Source organism: Geobacter psychrophilus (genome assembly GCF_056821595.1).
On the sequence record NZ_JBXDTU010000002.1, the window covers coordinates 40,919 to 61,906 of the forward strand.

The window sequence follows — 20,988 nt, forward strand, 5'->3', positions numbered from 1 at the left end:
GACTCCTTTTAAGGGAAATCGTTCGAAACCTGTTCAGATGATTCTTCACTTGTTTTTCGGCTTCGACACATTATCAAGCCGCGATGCCAACTTGAGTGCCTGGCTTGAAACGACAACGGTATCAGTTTTTGACTTCTGAGCCGTTTTTTGTGCGACTTCGCTAGATTTCACATTAATGGCGTTTTGTGGTGTCTGGGTTGCTAGATTGACATCAACGGGGCTAGCTGCAACGCTGTTTGGTGATAACTGAGCAAGTGAAGACATGGGTTGTACCTTCCTTTAAATCATAGAATGTATAAATCTTACCATCGGCGTAAATCAAACTCTATCCAGCGCTATCTTTATAGCTTCTCTATGTCGAACAGCTCGGTAGAAAGGTAGCGTTCAGCCAAGTCAGGCAGGATAACGACAATAGTTTTGTCTATAAATTCTTCAAGTTGAGCCAAACGCACGGCAACGGCCACGGCAGCGCCACTTGAGATACCAGCCAAGATGCCTTCTTTTTTGGCCAGAAGCCTGGCATATGCATAGGCCTCATTGCTATCTATTTGCTCCACACGGTCGATTATGGAAAGATCAAGCGTATCGGGTATGAAGCCGGCACCGATACCTTGAATCTTGTGAGGTGCAGGTTTCAGTTCCAGACCGGCCAGCTTTTGAGTAATGATCGGGCTTTCTTTCGGCTCAACTGCGACAGAAAGGATCTGTTTTCCCTTGGTGTGTTTGATATAACGAGAGATTCCTGTGATAGTGCCGCCCGTACCAACGCCTGCGACCAAGACATCGATGCCACCGTCGGTATCGTTCCAGATCTCAGGCCCGGTGGTCTTCTCGTGAATCCCAGGATTTGCTTGGTTCTTGAACTGCTGTGGCAGAAAATATTTCTGTGGTTCAGCCGCCGCAATTTCCTCGGCACGGCTTATTGCCCCCTTCATCCCATCACCACCGGGAGTCAGAATCAGGTTGGCTCCCAAAGCAGCCAGCACTCTTCTTCGCTCAATGGTCATGGTTTCGGGCATGGTGAGAGTCAGCTTGTAGCCGCGGGCGGCGGCTACATAAGCTAGAGCGATACCGGTGTTGCCAGATGTCGGTTCAATGATCTCAACACCCGGCTTAAGGACCCCACGTTTCTCCGCATCCCAGATCATGTTGGCCCCAATGCGGCACTTGATTGAGTAAGACGGATTGCGACCTTCAACCTTGGCCAGAATGGTTGCTTTACTGCCTTTGGTGAGGTGGTTGAGCCTCACTAATGGTGTGCTGCCAATTGATTGAGAGTTGTCGACAAAAATTTTGCTCACAAGGATATCCTTTCTAAGGGGTATAAATTATAAAGTTCATTCAACCAGCACTGTTCGCTCTTTCTCCCAGTGCCGTGAAAATTTCCGGGATAATCACATTAATCTTTTCAGTATTGTACTCAATGCTTGAACTGCAATACCAAGCCGTTACCGTTCTTCTGTGTACACGGAGCGTGCCAATTCGTATCTATCTGATATAACGGGTTTAACAACTATGGTCTAACAAACATTGTGCAGAATATACTTCACAGCCGGATAATATTCTGCTTTTCTTAGTATAGGCCGATGTATCATGTTTATGGATATGCGCATGGAGTTACACCAAATAAATCAATTATTGATGGGCACAGTTATGCCGTATTTTTCAAGCCGGTAGATGAGTGTATGACGGGGAATTCTGAGAAAACGGGCTGCAGCAGTCTGGTTCCAACTATTTTTTTCCAAAGCCATTACAACGACCTCTCGCTCCAGCTGCTCCAATGAATACCCCTCATCAGGCAGTTTTATAATCGCACTTCCTGAGGCACCGTTCTCCAACAATTTTTCCGGCAATTCGCCGAGACCAATGACATCGCTGTTCCGCATTATGAGCAGTCGTTCGACGGTATTTTCCAGTTCCCGTACATTCCCAGGCCAAGGGTACATGACCAGAGTATGCAGGGCATCCTTGTTAAAGGTGACCTTGTCGCTTCCATGTTTGGAACAGAAATACCTGATCAGGAGCGGAATGTCTTTACGTCTCTCACGGAGTGGCGGTAGATGGATTGGAATGACCGACAATCGGTAATAGAGATCTTCTCGGAATGTGCCGTCAGTTATCGCTTTGTCGATATTCAAATTGGTGGCGGATACGACACGGACATCAAGCTTCTGGACCTTCGTGCCTCCTACCGGCTCCACCTCTTTTTCCTGCAGTGCCCTGAGCAGTTTTGGTTGCAATTCCAGCGGAAGCTCGCCGACCTCATCCAGGAACAGTGTACCACCTTCCGCCGACTGGAACTTTCCGGTCTTGTCTTTCACCGCTCCGGTGAAGGACCCTTTGATGTGGCCAAAAAGCTCGCTCTCCAGCAGGTCACGGGGGATGGCGGCGCAATTGATGGCAACGAACGGGGCATCCTTGCGAGAACTGTTGGCATGAATGGAACGGGCGACAAGCTCTTTGCCCGTACCAGATTCTCCTGTAATTAAGATAGCCGCCTCGGTGTCGGCCACCTTACGAATCACATCAAAGACTTTTTCCATTTCCTTCGATGAACCTATAATGGTGCGGAAGTCCGTTTTGTCTGATAATTCACTCTTCAGTCGCTTGTTTTCCTCTGTAAGCCCACTGAACTGGAGCGCCTTTCTAACCGTCAGCTTGAGCGCATCCCTGTTGAACGGTTTAGTGATGTAATCATAGGCCCCGGCCTTCATGGCCTCCACGGCGACATCAACGGTCCCGAAAGCGGTAATTATAATCACCAGTGTCTCCGGTGAACGCTCCTTGATTGACTTGAGCACCATCAACCCGTCCATACCGGGCATTTTCATATCGGTGATAACCAGATTTGGCTGGGACTTCCCGAACAAATACAAGCCTTCTTCCCCTGAGGAAGCGGCCTGAACATCATATCCTTCTTCCTGAAGGTTATATTCAAGCACCCGCCGTAGCGAGGTGTCGTCGTCAATAATGAGAATTTCTGCTTTCAAGGCATTCCTCCATTAGTTGTTTTATGCATTGGCAATCTGACAATGGCGGTTGTACCGTGCCCTGTTTCGCTCTCGACCAGCAGCGTACCCCCGTGGCTTTCAATGATTTTCCTGGTGATTGCCAGTCCCAGCCCGGTGCCATCAGGCTTGGTGGTGAAAAAGGGCTCGAATATCCGCTCCAGCATCTCTGCATCAATTCCGGGCCCTGTATCACGGAAACGGATCTCGCAGAGTGCTGTTTGATAAACCTTTGTGGAGATAATTACACTTCCGCCGGGCGATGTGGCCTGCAAGGCATTAATGGTAATGTTCAGAAAGGCCTGACGAAGCTTTTCTCCATCTGCCGTAATAATTACTGAAGCAGTTTGAGGTTGCAGTATGAGCTTGATGTGACGATTCCTGGCATCGTTCGATACCAGCGTCACTATTGTTTCAAGTTCTTCCTGCACTGGACAGGGCCGCATATCGGACGGTTGCGGACGCGCCATGCGGAGAAATTCCTCCACAACTCGATTAAGCCGTTCAGTTTCCTTGATCTGGATTTCAATAAACTCGTGTTTGGGGTCACCCGGTTGGTAATCGTCTCTCAATATTTCGGCGGTCCCCCGAATGGAACCAAGGGGGTTACGGATTTCGTGAGCCAGCACCGCTGCCATCTCTCCCAGGGTTGAGAGCTTTTCAGAACGCCGCAATTGCTCTTCGATCGTGATGATCCTTTCTGACTGGGCTTGGAGCTTTTTATACGATTCGTCCAAACCTTCAGCGGTCTCCTGTAGTTCAGCACTCCGTTCCCGTTCCTTCTGAGACAGGAAACCGGTTATGCCACCAACTATGTTGTAAAGCAGTATCTCCAGATATTTTTCCATCGTCATTGTCAGGTGTCCACCCCACTGGAAGAGAAGATGGGGGGCGTATATAATACTGACAAATATGGAGCAGGCCAGGCCGCCACGGAAGCCGTACCAGAAGGCAGCCAGGATGATCGGCAGGTAATAAAGACGTTGATAGATGTCGTGCAAAAACGGCAAAGTCAACGGAGTAAAGTAGTGCAGCATGCTGATGCCGATAATGCACAATAAAAGTATGAGTGGTCGCGACAATAACTTCATAACACCCTGTAAATTAGTGTTTGATTGCTTAAAGGGAGTTTCAAATTCAGCCAGAGGCTCGTGTAAGGCACGATGCAAATCACAGCCGGCAACAATGTAATAGCAACTGCTGAACCGACATAATTCGCAGATCTGTCTGTAATAAGTGGCTGCCGTGAAGCTTCATATACATGCTCCGAAATAGGTCCTTTGTTGTAATCCAGCGTCAGTTCGTCTCAAGCAACCGTCGTTGCGAAATGTCGTCATCAATTTAATTGAATGCAGCTATTCATGATTTATTTCCAGGTCCGGTCGACTCACAGGAAGACGCACAATAAACCGAGCGCCTCCGTCAGGTGATGTATCGACTTCTATCGAACCGCAATGCCCCTCTATTATTTTGCGCGTGGTAGACAAACCAAGTCCCGTTCCACCTGTCTTTGTTGTAAAAAAGGGTTCAAAAAGCTTATCTCGTATTTCCTGGGCGATTCCCGCCCCGTTGTCGTCAAAACAAATAACGATATGTTCCCCATTTTCGTACTGTTCGACAATGGCATTGATTGTAACGTTGCCGTCAAAGCCTGCCGCCTGACAGCCATTTTGGATCAGATTAAGAAATGCCTGGCGCAGTTTCTGGCTATCTGCCCTGATAATTGGCAAACTCTCAGCTGTAAGTATTACCTTTGGTCTGCGTTGTCCCGTATCTTGAGAAACCAAGGTTACAATAGTCTGCAATTCCTCAAGAACGTTGCAGGGGCCCGGCCTGACAACTACCGGACTGGAAAAGCGGAGGAAGTCCTTTACCACATTATCCAATCGGTCTGTTTCCTTGATCAGGATCGTCAGAAATTCGTAGTATTTTTCACTTGGCTTGAATGCTCTTCGAACGATTTCCGCATACCCCCGCATCGAAGTAAGCGGGTTTTTGATTTCGTGTACAAGAACAGCTGACATCTCCCCAACTGCGGAAAGCCGCTCTGCGTTTCGTAACTGCTCTTCGATGACACGTATTTTTTCTGACTGGGTAAGCAAACTCTCGTACAAGCTCCTGAGGTTTTTTTCACTCCTTTGCAATGCGGTTGCCCGTTCCCGTTCGCGATGGGACAGGAAGCCGGTAACGCCACCGACTACGTTATAAAGTAGTATCTCCAGGTACTTCTCCATCTCCATTGCTGGTGGGCCACCCCACTGGAAAAGAAGGTGAGGGGCGTAGACTATACTGACAAAGAGGGAACAGGCCAGGCCGCCTCGAAAGCCGAACCAGAAGGCCGCCAGAATGATCGGCAGGTAGTAGAGTCGTTGATAAATGTCATGAAGGTACGGCATATTCAGCGGGGTTAAATAGTGCAACATGCTGATGCCGATAATGCACATAATTAATATGAATGGTCGTGCCGATTTTTTCATGACATCCTATCGATTGGAGTTACTTGTCTATAAAAAGTGCCTGCCGTGAAGCTTCAGATACGCATCGGGAAGAGGTTCTTTGTTGTAATCCAGCGTCAATTCATCGCCTTTGCTCAAGTCACTGGAGACAACTATCCGTAACGGATTGTATTCCAACCTCAAATTCGGATTAAGGCTGTGGTTGATGAAGCTGTACTTAGTTCTAAACGTCCGCACCAGGAGCATATCTTTGCTGACGGCGTTCCATTCACAATGTGAAACACAGATATCAGAGGTGACAATCTGTTGCTTGGCAAGAGGGATTAGTTGGCCATCAAGTACAGCAAGAATTGCACCGCTCGGAATGGCCGCTTCGGAGAACAGCCCCTTTCCATGGATAGCGCTCTCAGCGATTTTGGTGTTGGGAATATTGTCAATGATATTTATTTCGTTGTTCACGTGAATTACCTCAGTGGAAAGATATTCGCATGCTTATGCGGCTGAAGCGATGATCTCAACAGCACCGGCAGGATCTCCGGGTTGCATAAGCTCAACTTTGCCGCTGATCGGTATGGAACGCGCAAGAGTATCTTGAACAGGGCAGTGTTTTTCAACAAGCACAGCAAGCTGGCGTATGCTCTCCGGTGACGCTGGCGAAACAATTCGCGTGGTAAAACTGATGTTGGTGAAACCGGCCGGAACTTCTGATAATCCCAGAAATCCGTGTAGATCAATGTACCCCTTGGCGTGGACTTCAATACTGTCTATCTCGATCCCCAATACAGCAGCAAAAGCCCGATAGACGATTTCCTGGCATCCTCCCAAGGCAGCCAGAAGCAATTCCACTGGATTTGGGGCCGTGTCGTTGCCTCCCAGCTCACGTGGCTCATCTATGGAAACATTAAATCCGCGAATCTCGGAGCGAACGGTGAATCCCTGCGTTTCCGAATAGGTTGAGGCACGAAAAACAGAATTTGCTACTTGTGGGTTTTTCTTAACCATGGCAATTAGATTTTCTACAGATGTTTTGATGGTCTCAGTCATAATTGCTCCTTTTTTATATCAAACGGTTCAATGTACTGACATGGCAGTTCATCCGCCTTGTCCGGCTGCTCCAAACCTGTGGATTGTCCTGAGAACAGAGTTCATCGATTCATCCATTTTCCTCTCAAGAATGTCTCTCTGACCATCGTTATTGACAAGTTGCGGTAGTCTAGTTTCTTCCATTTCCACCGGCTCTATAACGGGACGACCGCTCGGCAACTTTTCAAAGTGCACATGTGGACCAGTCGACCGGCCGGTGTTCCCAGAAAAAGCAACCACTGTGCCGGATTCCACCAGATCACCTGAATGAACGCGAACCAGAGAGTTGTGTCCATATAGAGTGCGATCTCCGTTGGCATGTTCAACGATTACTGTTGAGCCATAGCCGTGACGATCGCCAGCGAAAACCACCCGTCCTTTGCGGATAGCCCGTACCGGAGTGCCGACCGGGACCGCAATATCGATTCCGCGGTGGAAGGCAAACTTGCCGCTTCCGAATGGGTCGACACGCCATCCCACGCCGGAGGTCACAACGCCGTTCTCTACCGGCAATGCAATCTCCGCCCCGGCTGCCACCGGTAAAATCAAGAGGATCATTATTGAAAAGAAAATTGGCTTCATATTAAGGTAAAAGGGTAGCATCAGTTTTCAACACAGTATTCATACTCACTTTCCTGAAGGAGGTGGTTACCTCCCAAGCAACTCCAGTGTTTTCATTTGCATACCCATGGATGCCTTCGACGCCGACACATTAGCTTCATATGCTCGTGTTGCGCTGAGCATATCCGTCATTTCCTCGATCACGTTCACATTCGGATAGGCTACATATCCCTGGGCATTTGCATCGGGATGACCGGGTTCATACTGAAGCCGGGGAGGATTGTGGTCTTCCATGATTTCCATTACCTCGACCCCTTTTGCGTCCGGCTGGATCTAGTTTTTCCAGCAGAGTTGAAAAAGGGTTTTCCATCGACATGGTTGCAAACATGGCATCCTTGCGTTTGTAGGGCCCGCCTTCCGGTGTCCGGGTAGTGAGGGCGTTAGCAAGATTGCTGGCAATCAAATTCATCCGGGTCCGCTCCGCAGACAGGGCGGAAGCGCTTATCATCATGGCATCCATCAAATACCTCTATATCTTAATTAGGCTGACAACTTATTCCAGCAGAAAGGTTTTACCCGTTTCTTTCGTCAAAACGTCCATCAGCAAATCGTCAAGGCTGTATGGTTTTCGGAGTATCCCGGATATGTCAGACACCCTGGGATTCAGAGCCAGATTCACGATCTGCTCTGAAGTGTTGCCGGTAAAGATTACGATATTCAGAAAATGGTTCAGTCCATGTGCCCTTCGAGCAAGTTCAAGTCCACCAACCACCGGCAGGTCAATGTTAGCTATCATGGTTTTGTAATCACGTGTCTTCAGACAATTAATTGCATCTGTTGCATTCGCGGCGTAATCGACCTTGGCCTTGAAGTGGCTGAACATTCTCGCAATCACGGCAAATATTGCACTGTTGTCATCGACCACCAGCACGGAAAGATCTTTCAGCTCTTTCATCCCTCCCCCATTCGTCAAGCTTGCAACCTCATAACACATACCGTCCTTCAGGCTGATTGTGCGGTCATAGTAAGAGCTATGTGGGATCGTTTTCTGAGCAACAACCCGTAATGATAGGGAGGAAAATCGAATTGTTCTCTCTTGTTAAAATTAAATCCGGCTTCCCGGCCCCATTCGATACACTGTTCGGGCCGTGGACGAATCTCCATTGACGGGCCGCGAGGTGTCGTGGAATCATAATTCCAGTGAATAATTGCCAAAAAGCCCTCCGCATGAAGAACACGATAAGCTTCCTTCATCAATGCTACCGGTTGATCGTGATGGAGGATATTAAAGAGTAGTGCCGCATCCATGGAATTTTGAGGAAGACCCGTCCCTTGGGTGACAAAATCCCTAACAACCGCCCGAATATTTTTGATGCCAGCCTGACGGGATCTTTCATCTACTGCGGCCACCATAGCCGGTTCGATATCATAAGCGTTGACAATGCCTCGGATCATCTTTGCAGCCGGCAGCGTGAACGTCCCATAACCACAGCCAAATTCGACGATGCCAGCTATTTCTTGGTTCAGACCGAAGGTTCGCAATATTCTGTCAGGCTCAAAGAAACCTGACCACATCTCTTCGTCAGGCATTTCACTGTCGCGCACTTTCACAGCTCATCCTCCCAATACATTCTCAGGCCTGCCCACTCATAACCATACCATCCTTCAAATGGATCGTACGGTCGGAGTAGGCTCCGTTCTCGGGGTTATGGGTAACCATGACAACGGTCTGGCCGGCATCGTTCAGTTCACGGAAGAGCGCCATAACCTCTTCACTGGTCTTTGAGTCCAGGTTGCCGGTCGGTTCATCCGCCAGAAGGATGTGAGGATTGTTGACGATGGCCCGGGCTATGGCGACCCTTTCCTGTTCACCGCCGGAGAGCTGATTGGGCAGCCGATCAAGCTTAGTGCCGAGACCGACCCGTTCAAGAGCCTGCCGTGCAGCGGTTTTTTTTGCCGGCGTGCTCATCTTGACGATGGCCAGTGGCAACATGACGTTCTCGATGGCGGTCAGATAGGAGATCAGATTAAACGACTGGAAGACAAACCCCAGGTTCTGTGCCCGGAAGTCGGCCAGTTTTTCGCCGGGAAGTTGATACAGTTTTACGCCGGCCATCTCCACATCTCCGGAGGTGGGATGGTTCATCCCCCCCAGGACAGACAGCAGGGTACTCTTGCCTGATCCCGACTGCCCCATGATGGTGATGAATTCACCGGCCTCTATACATATGTCCACACCACTCAGTGCTTCGACAACATCATCACCGCTGGAGTACTGTTTTTTTACGTTCTTCATTTCGATTAGTGCCATGGTATCCTCGATCGCAATTGTTCTCCCCCCTTTAACAAAGGGGGGCTGGGATGGACTTGATTTTGACGTCAAAGGCAAATCCCCCTGAATCACCCTTTTTAAAAGGGGGTCTTAAAGTGCTCTTAACGCTTCGGTTGGGTCCATCTTGCTGGCATGCAGTGCCGGATAGAGGCTGGCCAGGATTCCCAGCGTCAGGGCCAGTCCGACTGAACCAAAGGCGACTGTCGAGTCCCAGATCAGATGGGCATTCTTGCTCTCGGCCATGAATGGCAGGGCCAGTTTGGCGCCCCCCATGCCAACGGCATATCCCAGAAACCCGGCCAGCAGGCTGACCAGGGCTGCCTCCAAAAGAATGATCCGCATGATGTGGCTCTTCCTGAAACCGATTGCCCGAAAAACGCCGATCTCAGTGGTCCGCTCGTTGACACTCCCCATCATGGTGACAAAAACGATCAGGGAACCGATAAAGACCACTACCCCGGCCATGGCATAGGAAAAACGTTTGAACTGATCCAGAGCCTTGAGACGTCCCTCCACCACCTGCTGGATGGCCGACACCTTGGCCTCCGGTATCTTTTCGGCGATCTGGGTGACCATGTCGCCGATTGGGCAGCCGGAACAGAGTGCCGCCACCTCAGCCATGCTGATTTTGCCCTCCTTGCCCAAAAGCTTCTGGGCTTTTTTCAGCGAAGCAAACACCAGGGCATCATCCTGGGAGCCGGTCTGATCCAGCACCCCGGCCACTGTGAAGGTTTCACCCTTGATAGTCAGGCTGTCGCCGGGCGAGACATTGAGCACCTTGGATGCATCGGAACCGAGCAAAAGGTCGTGTTCAGCCTTCGGCTCATTTCCGAAAACCTTCCACCACTGCTTCATCTTCAATTCACTCTCGAAGTTGACACCAACCAGCAACACGTCGTGGTCGTTGATCTTTATGCCACCCAGCACCTTGGGGCTGATTGCTGAGATGTTCTTGTGGTTAGTGATGGTCTTGATTTTCGCCAGATCCTCTTCGCGAATCTCGCGTTGATCGAAGGTCACTCCTCCCAGGCTGATGCCGCCATAGTTCATGGACAGCCCGTTGCTCTGGGGGGTTACGAGGATATTGGCGCCGAATTCGTCCATCTTGCGCTCAATATCGCTGGACATGGAGCGGGTCAGGGTGACCAGGGTGACAATGGTGGCGATTCCCACCATCAGTCCGATGGTCAGAAAGGCCATCTTGGCCTTGCGGCGCTTGAGGTTGTTAATGGATATGTTGTGTAGTTTCATCAGAAGTATCTCGCTCCGCCCTTGAGGTCATTCACTGAAATGGAAATGGAACTGCCGTTCAGCTGATGGGGAAGGTAGCCGGGATTACAGCCGCCGGTGGCGTTGGGACCGAGGCGATTGATGGCGAACTTCTGGTTGCAGTTCTTGCAATTCATCTTGTCCCCCTGCTGTTCATAGCCCTTTTTGGATTTATAGCAGGAATCGCAGGCATCGAAGGCGGTCTTAATGCTGCCGTCTGCGGCTTTGGCCGCAAAGAACGTGATCTCCCTACCGCCGTCCTCGAATTTATAAAAGTGGGCTTTGCCATCTGCCAGCTTGTCAGCAGGTATTGTTGCAACCCCACCACTCACCTTCACTTTTTCATATTTGCCCAACGAAAAGGCAAAAACACTGACTGCGCCAATCAACAGCGCCACTGAAACAATACCTGCCCATATAACCCGTTTTGTGCGATTTGTTGCCATTCTGAGCTCCTTTAGTACGTATGTTTTTTTGCTGCATTTTTGACTGTGTATAATTCGTTCCTGCACGCATCTCGTTTACGAAGTGTACCTATATTTATTTATTGGATCCACATCCTCCGCCTTTGGTGCCACACCCACCGCATCCTCCCGAAGGCGAAGCACTCTTGCCAATATCCCTGCCGGTTATCTGTCTGAATTGCTCCGGAGTCAACACCCGATGCACACTGCTACCAAAGCCGACACCGTTGACCTTCTCTGCCAGAGTCTCCGGTTTGACAGTCTGTGTGTCATAGCCCACGATCACCCAACCGCCTTCTACGTCCACCTCGGTTATCGCCACACCTTTCAACCCTTCAAGCGCTTTGGTTATTTTGCTTGAGCAACTCCCGCAGGTCATGCCGGTAGTTCTCAGAACAGCAACCGAATCTGCGGTTGATCCGACCTTTACATAGAAAGCAAGTACCGACAGAAGCGTTACTGCAGATATAAAAATAACCACATTTATAATTTTGCTTTTCATCAGTAACTCCCTTGGAAATTTGTTTATACTCTTTCTGTACTATCAAGGAACGTGCCATGCCTGAGAAGATACGTAAAATGCTGGAATAATGATTATATTTGCAAACAGCAATTAGCATTTCCAGGTTATATCTGTAGAATATCCAGCATCCGTGTGGACTATTCAGCATGAAAATAACTCAACTCAGTTAAACGATTTCTCTAACGTCTCAGACAAAATCCGATTTACAGTGGTGCCTCTGATTTCTTCTGCAACAAAGTAATTCGCAAGGAGCTTCATTCATGACCGTTAACAATCTTACCGAACTTGCCATACGATATAAGTCTGACCAGGAATCGGTCTACAACACTTGGTTCATCGACAACGACACCCGGATGAAGGCCTTCCGTTCCATCCGGCGCGGGGTAATGGCTATTGTTGCCTCGATAAAGGACGGAACATTTGGCAACGACTTCAAGGGGTCTTCTTTGGAAGTTGTGATGGCCTCAATCACCGAGCAGAAGCAGGTGTTCGTTGGGGCCGCACATCCATTCTACTGGAAGCCTAAGTTGCGCATACCGGATATTTACGAGAACGAGGACAACAAGAGGGCGTTCGGCTCCTTTCTTGATTCATGCCTCTCTGCCGGATCTTCTGACAAACTGGTCAAGGAAATTCTAACACTGGATGGTTGTGGAATTAAAGGGCTCGGACCTTCAGTTGCAAACATCCTATATTTTCTTCATCCCACCCTGATACCCCCCTTCAATACGGCCATGCTGAATGGCTTCAATACTATTTTTGACGACAAGAAAAAGTTGGGTTCTTGGACTAGCTATCTCGAAATGCGTGAATGTGTAATCAAGGCCAATGAGGGGTTACAACCACTCTTATCCAAAGATTTGGGTGCAATTTCAGGCCTTCTGTTCGAGGTTGGAGTTGGTAAGATCACTCTGGATCAGAATTGGGAAAAAGCCTTGCAGGTCGAAAAAGAAAAACGAGAAAAAGCGCTGAAAAAGAGACATCAGGAAGTACAGGAAGAGATTCGGGAAGAAAATGAACACCTGCGCATGCAGTTTCTGCTGACCGACATCGGGCATGACCTCGGCTATGATGTTTTTGTTGCTACCAATGATCGCAATAAGTCGCTAAACGGACGCTCGCTCCAATTCCTGACGCTTCCGGAATTGCCACCACTGGACTTTCCGCCGGATGTGGCTCGAACGGTTTCCCTGATTGACGTCATCTGGGTTTCACGGGATTCAAAACGGATCGAATGTGCTTTCGAAATAGAAAAGAGCACCTCAATCTACTCTGGTATGCTGAGGTTGATGGACCTCGCTTCTTCACTCGGGGACCGTCACTATGATTTTTTCCTGGTAGCGCCCGACAAACGAGAAAAGGAGGTGCTGGCACAACTGAAACGACCTTCGTTCCAGACCAGCACCTGTATCGGACTCAGGTACATTCTGTTTAGTGATTTGGAAGAACATTGCCACGGACTCTGTAAATTCGGCGATGATTACCGGATACTTTTCAAGTTGGCCAAGGATGCAGGCTGCGGCTCAATGTGACAGAACACCCTTTAATGAGTCTTTATGGTCTGCTGTGTCTAGGTAACGCTTGGCAATCTTCTGCAGCTGTTCTGGAGCTATGGACAAGAATGTATCCACTACAACCGGGTCGAAATGGTTGCCGCTCAAATGTCTGATCTCTGTAGCAGCATCTTCGTAGCTCATAGGTGAATGGTAAGGACGTTCAGATGTTAGAGCGTCATAAACGTCTGCCACCATAAACATGCGCGCACCAAACGGTATGTTCTCTCCTTTTAGTCCACGTGGGTATCCAAGGCCATCAAATTTCTCGTGGTGGGCATAGACGATTTCCGCAACATCCTTTAAAAAACCGATCCTCTTCACAATCCGGTATCCTGCCTCAGGATGCTTGCGCATCTCGACCCATTCCTGATCCGTCAGTTTGCCAGGCTTGAGTAAAATCTGGTCCGGTACGGCTATCTTTCCCACGTCATGCAGAAGCGCACCAAAACCAATCTCCCGTCTCAACTTTTTATCGACTCCAAGCCGTGTGGCAATCAATTCGGTATACTCCCGCACCCGCTGGGAATGCTGGCCGGTGTTGTGCTCTCGGAGATCCAGCGCCGAAACCAAGCCAAGAAGGGTCTCTTCGTTGGCATTTGCAAGATCTATAAGAAGTGACCGTTGACGATCGAACAGCCAGCCAGGGATAAGGCCCACCACCCAGAATCCTGCCAGCTCTCCCAGTTGGTTTGCCTGTTCCATGTAGTTTCCCGGCCAATCCAGGAACGCATGTAACAAGAAAAGCACACTGACGGCACTCGTCGTAATAATTGCACCCCGTAATCCAAACCAGGCAGCGGCCACAACTGGTGGCAGGAAGTAGAGCTTGCGCAACACAATATGAATTATATGGTAATTATGAGGTTCTGTAGGCGTAACGTAGTGCAGCAGAGCAATTACCCCCACTAGTGCCGCCAGGATAATGACCTTATTTTGAGATCCGTTTTGTTTGCTCACCAGCATCTCCCTTGTTCAATCCACGCAGTTTGATTCTCGTAGCACAACGCTTTGAAGCACGACGATCAATTGCAGAAAATTCTCCGATTTCAGAAGGTCATTGTAGCATATTCATTACCAAAACATTCAACCCCGATAACTATTTAATGCACATTGTTATGTGTATTCAGCGTGTTATAGCGTTTGTCATAATGTGGCACGCAAGTTGATATAGTTAAGCATAACAAGAGGGCATACGCCTTACTGTAATTCAACTCAAAGGAGAGTAAAAATGAAAAAGAACATGATCGTCGGGATTGCATTGGCAATGGGGATACTTTCATTTGGTGCTATATCGGCTTCGGCTGCAGGCTCATGCTGCAATGGTGGCAAATGCACAGATAAGCAGGTCGTGCAGCAGTTTTCCCAAGAAACGGCAGGATTAACCAGCGCTTTGAAAGCCAAGGACATCGAATTGCGCGGACTGTACGGTTACGACGGACTTGATATTCGCAAAGTAGATGAACTTGAAGCGGAAATCAAAGAACTGAAAGGCAAGATCAAAGTTGTCGCTGAAAAATATGACATTCCGTCCTGCTGCCGCGGTTAGTGACTCTGTAACATGCTTGAGAGCCGGGAGTAATGCGCCTCCCGGCTACTACTTGGAGATTACTGCCATGGAAACAATCGTAAGAGATCCGGTTTGTGGTGAACTGTTCGACTGGGAAAAAGCGGCTACGGTACTCAGCTACCAGGGAACACTTCATTATTTTTGTAGCATCCGTTGCAGTAAACGTTTCCTTCACGCTCCAACCCGATTCATTCTATCCATACAGGTGTTATTGGGCGTACCCCAGCCCCCCCTCCTTGCTGGGGTACGTCATTTTTTATCTTGTTCAAATGCAAAGGGATCACAATGAAAGTTGTTCTTTTTTTTCTACTGTCCACAATTTTGCTTGTTTCTTCCGGATGTGCGGTCATCGATTTCCTTGATGGCAAGCACCTCAATCACACCACCGACTATGACCGATCTCAGTACAGATCAGGAAGTGGCAGCGGCGGCAGTGGCCATTCCCATTAAATCACTGAAAGGAGAAATTCCAATGGAGAATAAACTCAAGTTTATCGGACCGATGCTGTTCCTGAAATTCAGCATTCTTATGGCGTTAATTGTTTCACTAACTTTGGTTAAACCAGTGGCCATCGCAGCTCACAACGGTACGCAGAAAATATGCTCGTATATCATGGCCCCAGATGATTGCGCAAAGCACTGCTGACACATGACTCTGTTTGAAATAAAAAAAATTGCGATGAATCTGGGTTTAGTACCCGGACAACCTACAACAAAATTGACATTAATCAGGATGATTCAGTTGTCGGAAGGCACCCAACCTTGTTTTGCCACAGGATCACATCAAAAATGTGCGACGCTGAACTGTCGTTGGCGAGTAGACTGTACGGGGCCGATTCTATTGATCAAGGCCCATCGCAATGTTCCGTATTTTTTGAAAGTTTTGGATTGTGGGATACGGGCAATAAAAAACCGCCCATTTCTAAGCGGCTTGATTGGTTAGTAATATCGTCAACGTGGGAGTCTGTTCAGATTGCCGCTGGTATGGATGCCTATATTTCCAAACCGATTGACTTCACGAAGAGTTTACAAGTGATAGGAGACATCATCAAACAAAGTGCTACGCCTTGACCGCATCGAACATTGCATGAAAGGTTGATTTGATTATTTCTGACTAAAACCCTTACCTTACGACTACAACAACTTTGGTCGCATTCGCCGGAACGCGGGTCGGTTTCACAGCGGAACGGCGGTCGCCATCACGTCAGTTTCTTTGGTCGGTTTCACTGGAATAGGCAATGATGATGTGTGTTCTTATTTGCCATAGTTTAACTCCATCCTACTTGGTTACTGTTTTTAATATCTTTTTTCGATATCACAATAGCAATTTCCTTGAAGCAAGTACCATTGTCAACATGTATCATCTAGCATTTACAAAACGGACTGAATATTTGTTTATCGATTTCGGCCTCCCATGCCTTGCATAGCGGCGGTAACATCGGCTACTGGTGCGGAAGGGTGGGGGAAGGTGATTTCTCGTACATTAGTCTGTTTTTTGAGAACTACGGCTGCATCCTTCAATGTCTTCGCTCTGGCCGGATCAGCGGAGTTAATCTGGTTGGCCCATGTTTCATATTGAATAGCAATCTGACTTGGATATGCCGTTAATGCCGGTGCCGGTGAATCAACCCCTTTGACTTTCAAAGATTGGCTTTCAGGCAAAACCGGTTGTTGAGTAGGGAGGATTGTTTCTTTTACAGGCGGTAACGCTTCCGATGGTCGCTCTGTGCTGCGCACGAAAGGCATATACGGCGTATTGATAATTTTGCCAAGATTCCCGGCTGATAAATCACGGCTCAATCCACTCGCGGCTATACAGCGTTTATCAGGCTCACGTCTATCATATACAACTAAACCTTTTCTATATTTATCGGGTTTAATCTCAATATTGTATTTATCTAGTATTTTATGTATATCATTCCAATCTGTTTTTTTACCAGTTATTATCTTTTTTATATCTTTCCTTAAATGATCTGATTCCTTACTTTCCTTACACCAGCGTTCAAAGGATGGTACACCACTATGCACTTCTTGTCTTCGTGATTTATCACTGATTTTATCCGAACGTGACAGTGAAAATAATATTTTTTCTTCATATGTTCGCTCAACTAAATTACCATCATTATCTAATTTGAGTAGCTTCCCTTCAACTTGCTTCCATCCATTTTCAACCTCTAATTGACGCGCCACACGTTCACGTATTTTATGATTTTGCTTGGCTCGTAAAAAGTCCCGGTGAACAGCTTTAAATGTTTCTGGGTGAACATGATTGGCAATAATATGTATATGTGTTTTCTCTGTATCGGTATGCAGATATGCAACGGCTTGATGTTCTTCATAACCTGCATGTTTGAGATAGGTTGCTATTGATCTGGTCATTTGTGAGCGAGTCGGCTTCTCGCCTTCATCCCATGAAATCACGAAATGCTTACAGGGGTTTTTAACCTCCTGATTCATGGCGGCGGTGGTGTCCATTGCAATCACAATCATTTCAGGCTCAATCATCTCTAACTTCTGACTGTAGATCAGTTCCCCCTGAGTTTCATTATCACCTTTAAGGGCATACTCTATTGTGGCCTTAACGCTCCTTGGTTGGGGGGCTTTTACGCCTCTTGCCGATGTACCATGTGTTGAACCAGATAACGCCTTCATGACGTTGTTCAGGTTTTTAGCTCCCTGCGCGTTTTGCTTATTTAGATCACGTTGCGAACTTGATTGATTTGGTCTGCCATTGCTATCAACTTTCGTCATATTTTCAATCATCTTTTCAATCTGAGTATTATTACTCAACGTCTTAACAGCCATGCCGCCGATAGATTTTGCAACATTGGTCAATGCTCTAACCTGTTGTCTGTTCTCTGCTTTGGCTCTGGCCTTGGCTGATTTATGCGGTATCTCTTTTATAATCATTTGAACTCTCCACTTATGTTTTTGATAGCAACAAGAATGGTTTCGTAAATATGATTTGTGTCTGAAATCAGTTTTGAAATATCAGCGTTTGCAGCTATATTTCCACGAAGGTCGGCTATAATTTTTTTCTGCAATCCTCCAAGTTTCATGAGCTGGCTGAGTGTTTCAGTATCAGCGCGAGGAACAATTTTTTTATCTAACGCACATCGGCGTATATATTCACTTGCGGATAATCCGCAATATTTGGCGTTAGACATTAGCTGATCATGTTCCTCTGGCGTCCACCAGACACCAGTGCGTTTGTGTGTCGCTTGGTGACGCGCAACGCTCTTGCTTTTGATGGTCATTTGATTACTCCTTTTATCTTTGCGATAGCTCCGACAGGAGCCGAGCAAAGACCCCTCCACGGCTTTATCGTGGGAGCAATGCGGCGGATTCATCGCCGGACATTGTAGCGTTAGCGTAAATGTCATGCCTTGCCTAATACTATCTTTTCATTCTTTATATTCTCTTCTCATATACTTTGCAATATTAATTGTTTGCGCAACACGAATTAAATCTATTTTGTATATTATTATTGACGATACGAATATTACCTTTATAATGATATTACACATTCTAGATATTGTGAAAAGGGGGTATTGATATGGCTACGAAGAAACGGATTGAATATTCAACTCAGGAATTAGAAAAGCTGGAAGGTGGCATAAATTCGTTTGCTGAATCATGGCCTGAGAAACCGCAAGCGATTAAAGGCAAGAAACCATCTGTGAAGGTTTCTATCATTAAATGCAGTAATGCAATCAGAACGCTATTAGATAGAGGTTACACCTCTGCTGATATATCTGATGGATTGAAAACCATCGGTATTGAAATATCACCAATTACACTTAAATCATATATTGCTGATATTGTTAAAGCTGATAAAGCCGCTAAAGCCGCTGGCGAACCTGCGAAAGTAAAAAAGACTAAGACAACTAAAACGCCTGATTCAAAACCTGCTGCAAGCAGTATTGCACAACAAGCGGCGGTAACATCGCCTCCCGGCACTGGTTCAGTTAAACCTACTGACATAAAAGGTGGTAAAGCAAAACTTTTTGGCGATAATAAAAAAGGCTAGAAACATATTTATTGGAGGTAACACTATCATGGCAAAAAAGACAGAATTCAAAGTAAACCCTATAATCGTTATTACTGGTGATAAGGGCGGCGTTGGTAAATCGCTGGTTGCAATTACATTGCTTGAATATATGCGCGGGAATGGTACACCAATTGCGATTATAGATACGGATATGACAAATCCAGACGTGCATAGTATATATGAAAACACGCTTAAATCTGCTCACATAAATCTTGAAGAAAAAGACGGTGGCGGATGGATGAAGTTGGTAGAATTTGCCGAATCAACGCCTGAAACAATCGTAGTTAATATGAAAGCCGGTAGCAAGACCAGTATCGAGGAAAACCAGCGGTTCATCAATGATGCGTTAAAAATGTTGCAACGCCCTGTGGTATTATTCTTTGTCCTTGGGCTGCAAAAGCAATGTTCAATTTTATTTTATGATGCCCTCAATCTGTTTCCTACCCTTCACGCCTCTATCGCGGTCAAAAACCTCAAGAACGGTGATATTGACGAATTTTTCAATTGGGACGAAGCAAAACAAAATGAGGCTTTTCAGAGTGTCAGAGAGATCATATTTCCAAAAGTCCATGCCAGAATCAGCCTTAAAATTACTGACGACGACATGATGATATCTGAACTGCTGGAAGGTGGTAAATTGCGGATTTCAGAACGTGCAGCACTTCAATCTTGGCTGGATAGTGTCTTTGCTTCTTATGATGGTATTAAAGAATCCATTGGTATTTAGGGGGCATTATGAACCTTGACTTTTCCAAGCCTCGGCAAATATACCGTGAACTGTTTGGCGTTGAAATGCCGTCTGACGTTGAAATGTTTGTTGCCAAAATCTGTGTTCTCTGGAACGTGAAACCAGACAACATGGAGGTTATGCATTTTTTGATAAATGGATGGCTCAAAGAAAGTATTGCGGATATTCCCCATACACTAGAATTATTGATTGCAACCATCCCGCAACAACATCAATTATCACTTAATGCATTCAATAAAACATTGGCCGGATATTCAAACTCTATTGAAAAAACATTCACTGACGAAACACAGCGGCGGTCAGAACAGATAGCAGATGCAGTAGGAGTTAAACTTGAGGCTGTGCTTGCCAAGTCTCGCGCCCCGCTTGTTGCAAATATTTGGCTGTCTGTGGTTGTAGGGTTTGCAGTTTGCTCCGGTACTATTGCAGTGTTCTGGATCGTTTACAGGATACCTGAACACGGTTGGTTGGCTGTTGCTATGGCATGTGCTGCGGTACTGGCTCAGTGGGGAAAACCACTATGCCGATGGCTCAAGGATTTGGTTTATTCAGATGGTGAACCGGTTGGCCGGTGATAAACTGTTGTGAAGATACAGAGTCAAAACCAGTTGTTGAACGGGTGGGATTGTTCTTTTTGAGAGGCGGTACCTCGCCTGCAGACGCCGCCAAAGAACTCGAAAGCCCGGACATGGGCAGGCGCTCAACAAAAGAACCTAGCTTGGGGCGGCGTTGTTCAATACGCTCATAATCCTGATCAGTTTTACCACTACGGATGATGGCACGGATGGTGTTGGGGGACAGGCTTAGCTCACGGGTTATCTCGCGGATGCCTTTGCCGTCACGAAAAAACGCCTGACGGACTTTACGGATGATTTCCACGTTCAGCATCTCCTTTCGGTACTCCTCTCTCTGGTTGGTGCCAAAGAGTATGGAGGAAGGTGCTGAGGTGGGTCAATTAGACGCCGATTAAGGCCAAAGGTGGGTCATTATTACATGCCGATTCACAACCATAATCTCAACGGGGTGAAAACCACCAGCCGTTGGCGAATAATTAGGGTCTCGGAAATTGGCTATGCAGGCCCCGGCGCATTCCCTAACCGCTTCCTGAAGGATCGCCACCAATTTTTCCGATATGGGACAAGCCATGTTTGTAGTGTTCATGTTTGTCATTTTCTTTTCCCCAATAATGGTCTTGTTTCTGATCCAGCTTAAATCCAAGTTAACATTCAATGTGTATTTTGTCAATCACAATATAGCATTATTATAGCATTGTTTACGCCGACCACACAACAACTCAGGGAAAGAAAAAAATCACAAGGCATACAATAAAAAAGCCGACCCCTGTTTGAGGTCGGCTTTAAATCATTCTT

26 protein-coding genes and 2 pseudogenes are annotated in these 20,988 nt (G+C 47.1%); 8 read left to right on the forward strand and 20 right to left on the reverse strand.

Annotated features, from left to right (window positions below; genetic code table 11):
- Positions 1-45: 45 nt before the first annotated feature.
- From ACOCF6_RS00345 to ACOCF6_RS00415, 15 genes and pseudogenes are all read right to left on the reverse strand, one after another.
- The gene (locus ACOCF6_RS00345; RefSeq protein WP_482458398.1) at positions 46-264 is read right to left on the reverse strand and encodes a hypothetical protein; all 219 of its coding nucleotides are present in this window, start codon (positions 262-264) and stop codon (positions 46-48) included.
- Positions 265-341: 77 nt separating this feature from the next.
- Positions 342-1,301: a cysteine synthase A gene (gene cysK, locus ACOCF6_RS00350; RefSeq protein WP_482458399.1), complete on the reverse strand. Its 960-nt coding sequence runs from the start codon at positions 1,299-1,301 to the stop codon at positions 342-344.
- 330 nt (positions 1,302-1,631) lie between these two features.
- Positions 1,632-2,990, reverse strand: coding sequence for a sigma-54-dependent transcriptional regulator (locus tag ACOCF6_RS00355; RefSeq protein WP_482458400.1), 1,359 nt, complete (start codon positions 2,988-2,990; stop codon positions 1,632-1,634).
- A complete protein-coding gene (locus tag ACOCF6_RS00360; protein WP_482458401.1) occupies positions 2,987-4,099 on the reverse strand; it encodes a two-component system sensor histidine kinase NtrB in 1,113 nt (370 codons plus the stop codon). The genes ACOCF6_RS00355 and ACOCF6_RS00360 overlap by 4 nt, the downstream gene beginning before the upstream one ends.
- Positions 4,100-4,363: 264 nt before the next feature.
- Positions 4,364-5,485, reverse strand: a complete 1,122-nt coding sequence (locus ACOCF6_RS00365; protein WP_482458402.1) for a two-component system sensor histidine kinase NtrB — start codon at positions 5,483-5,485, stop codon at positions 4,364-4,366.
- Positions 5,486-5,512: 27 nt separating this feature from the next.
- Positions 5,513-5,923 (reverse strand): SET domain-containing protein-lysine N-methyltransferase, encoded by a 411-nt coding sequence (locus ACOCF6_RS00370; protein WP_482458403.1) that lies wholly within the window; start codon positions 5,921-5,923, stop codon positions 5,513-5,515.
- Positions 5,924-5,956: 33 nt separating this feature from the next.
- Positions 5,957-6,508 (reverse strand): OsmC family protein, encoded by a 552-nt coding sequence (locus ACOCF6_RS00375; protein WP_482458404.1) that lies wholly within the window; start codon positions 6,506-6,508, stop codon positions 5,957-5,959.
- 48 nt (positions 6,509-6,556) lie between these two features.
- Entirely contained in the window at positions 6,557-7,060 is a 504-nt protein-coding gene (locus ACOCF6_RS00380; RefSeq protein ID WP_482458405.1) for a M23 family metallopeptidase, read from the reverse strand.
- 135 nt (positions 7,061-7,195) lie between these two features.
- A pseudogene (flgC, locus tag ACOCF6_RS00385) lies at positions 7,196-7,628 on the reverse strand (flagellar basal body rod protein FlgC).
- Positions 7,629-7,661: 33 nt separating this feature from the next.
- Positions 7,662-8,063: a response regulator gene (locus tag ACOCF6_RS00390; RefSeq protein ID WP_482458406.1), complete on the reverse strand. Its 402-nt coding sequence runs from the start codon at positions 8,061-8,063 to the stop codon at positions 7,662-7,664.
- 47 nt (positions 8,064-8,110) lie between these two features.
- On the reverse strand, positions 8,111-8,719 hold the full coding sequence (locus ACOCF6_RS00395) for a class I SAM-dependent methyltransferase (RefSeq protein ID WP_482458407.1): 609 nt from the start codon (positions 8,717-8,719) through the stop codon (positions 8,111-8,113).
- A gap of 22 nt (positions 8,720-8,741) precedes the next feature.
- Positions 8,742-9,419 carry an ABC transporter ATP-binding protein gene (locus ACOCF6_RS00400; protein ID WP_482458408.1) on the reverse strand — a complete coding sequence of 226 codons (678 nt, stop codon included), beginning with the start codon at positions 9,417-9,419 and terminating at the stop codon, positions 8,742-8,744.
- A 111-nt stretch (positions 9,420-9,530) separates the two neighbouring features.
- Positions 9,531-10,691, reverse strand: coding sequence for an ABC transporter permease (locus ACOCF6_RS00405; RefSeq protein WP_482458409.1), 1,161 nt, complete (start codon positions 10,689-10,691; stop codon positions 9,531-9,533).
- Positions 10,691-11,155, reverse strand: a complete 465-nt coding sequence (locus ACOCF6_RS00410) for a Fe-S-containing protein (protein WP_482458410.1) — start codon at positions 11,153-11,155, stop codon at positions 10,691-10,693. The genes ACOCF6_RS00405 and ACOCF6_RS00410 overlap by 1 nt, the downstream gene beginning before the upstream one ends.
- Positions 11,156-11,249: 94 nt before the next feature.
- Positions 11,250-11,675, reverse strand: a complete 426-nt coding sequence (locus ACOCF6_RS00415) for a heavy-metal-associated domain-containing protein (protein ID WP_482458411.1) — start codon at positions 11,673-11,675, stop codon at positions 11,250-11,252.
- A gap of 281 nt (positions 11,676-11,956) precedes the next feature.
- Between ACOCF6_RS00415 and ACOCF6_RS00420 the strand changes: the two genes are divergently transcribed.
- Positions 11,957-13,228 carry a hypothetical protein gene (locus ACOCF6_RS00420; protein ID WP_482458412.1) on the forward strand — a complete coding sequence of 424 codons (1,272 nt, stop codon included), beginning with the start codon at positions 11,957-11,959 and terminating at the stop codon, positions 13,226-13,228.
- On the opposite strand, the gene ACOCF6_RS00425 is transcribed toward ACOCF6_RS00420, so the two are convergent.
- Positions 13,220-14,209: an HD-GYP domain-containing protein gene (locus tag ACOCF6_RS00425; RefSeq protein WP_482458413.1), complete on the reverse strand. Its 990-nt coding sequence runs from the start codon at positions 14,207-14,209 to the stop codon at positions 13,220-13,222. The genes ACOCF6_RS00420 and ACOCF6_RS00425 overlap by 9 nt on opposite strands.
- A gap of 271 nt (positions 14,210-14,480) precedes the next feature.
- Between ACOCF6_RS00425 and ACOCF6_RS00430 the strand changes: the two genes are divergently transcribed.
- The 4 genes from ACOCF6_RS00430 (at position 14,481) to ACOCF6_RS00445 (ending at position 15,890) form a co-directional block, all read left to right on the forward strand.
- A complete protein-coding gene (locus ACOCF6_RS00430; protein ID WP_482458414.1) occupies positions 14,481-14,798 on the forward strand; it encodes a hypothetical protein in 318 nt (105 codons plus the stop codon).
- Between the two features lie 67 nt (positions 14,799-14,865).
- Positions 14,866-15,108, forward strand: a complete 243-nt coding sequence (locus ACOCF6_RS00435) for a YHS domain-containing protein (RefSeq protein WP_482458415.1) — start codon at positions 14,866-14,868, stop codon at positions 15,106-15,108.
- 72 nt (positions 15,109-15,180) lie between these two features.
- On the forward strand, positions 15,181-15,465 hold the full coding sequence (locus ACOCF6_RS00440; protein WP_482458416.1) for a hypothetical protein: 285 nt from the start codon (positions 15,181-15,183) through the stop codon (positions 15,463-15,465).
- Between the two features lie 143 nt (positions 15,466-15,608).
- Complete coding sequence (locus ACOCF6_RS00445; RefSeq protein WP_482458417.1) at positions 15,609-15,890, forward strand: hypothetical protein; 282 nt, start codon at positions 15,609-15,611, stop codon at positions 15,888-15,890.
- 324 nt (positions 15,891-16,214) lie between these two features.
- Here ACOCF6_RS00445 and ACOCF6_RS00450 read toward each other — a convergent pair whose 3' ends face one another.
- Together ACOCF6_RS00450 and ACOCF6_RS00455 are read right to left on the reverse strand one after the other, a co-directional pair.
- Positions 16,215-17,729: a relaxase/mobilization nuclease domain-containing protein gene (locus ACOCF6_RS00450; RefSeq protein WP_482458418.1), complete on the reverse strand. Its 1,515-nt coding sequence runs from the start codon at positions 17,727-17,729 to the stop codon at positions 16,215-16,217.
- Positions 17,726-18,076 carry a plasmid mobilization protein gene (locus ACOCF6_RS00455; protein WP_482458419.1) on the reverse strand — a complete coding sequence of 117 codons (351 nt, stop codon included), beginning with the start codon at positions 18,074-18,076 and terminating at the stop codon, positions 17,726-17,728. Before ACOCF6_RS00455 ends, ACOCF6_RS00450 begins: the two co-directional genes overlap by 4 nt.
- Before the next feature lie 299 nt (positions 18,077-18,375).
- Between ACOCF6_RS00455 and ACOCF6_RS00460 the strand changes: the two genes are divergently transcribed.
- The 3 genes from ACOCF6_RS00460 to ACOCF6_RS00470 are packed head-to-tail and all read left to right on the forward strand — an operon-like array spanning position 18,376 to position 20,193.
- On the forward strand, positions 18,376-18,849 hold the full coding sequence (locus ACOCF6_RS00460) for a hypothetical protein (RefSeq protein ID WP_482458420.1): 474 nt from the start codon (positions 18,376-18,378) through the stop codon (positions 18,847-18,849).
- Between the two features lie 28 nt (positions 18,850-18,877).
- On the forward strand, positions 18,878-19,597 hold the full coding sequence (locus ACOCF6_RS00465) for a P-loop NTPase (protein WP_482458421.1): 720 nt from the start codon (positions 18,878-18,880) through the stop codon (positions 19,595-19,597).
- Positions 19,598-19,605: 8 nt separating this feature from the next.
- Positions 19,606-20,193: a hypothetical protein gene (locus tag ACOCF6_RS00470; RefSeq protein WP_482458422.1), complete on the forward strand. Its 588-nt coding sequence runs from the start codon at positions 19,606-19,608 to the stop codon at positions 20,191-20,193.
- A 118-nt stretch (positions 20,194-20,311) separates the two neighbouring features.
- Here ACOCF6_RS00470 and ACOCF6_RS00475 read toward each other — a convergent pair.
- Together ACOCF6_RS00475 and ACOCF6_RS00480 are read right to left on the reverse strand one after the other, a co-directional pair.
- Positions 20,312-20,506, reverse strand: a pseudogene (locus tag ACOCF6_RS00475) (IS21 family transposase); the annotation flags it as partial.
- A gap of 78 nt (positions 20,507-20,584) precedes the next feature.
- The gene (locus ACOCF6_RS00480) at positions 20,585-20,788 is read right to left on the reverse strand and encodes a DUF2787 family protein (protein WP_482458423.1); all 204 of its coding nucleotides are present in this window, start codon (positions 20,786-20,788) and stop codon (positions 20,585-20,587) included.
- Between the last annotated feature and the right edge of the window lie 200 nt (positions 20,789-20,988).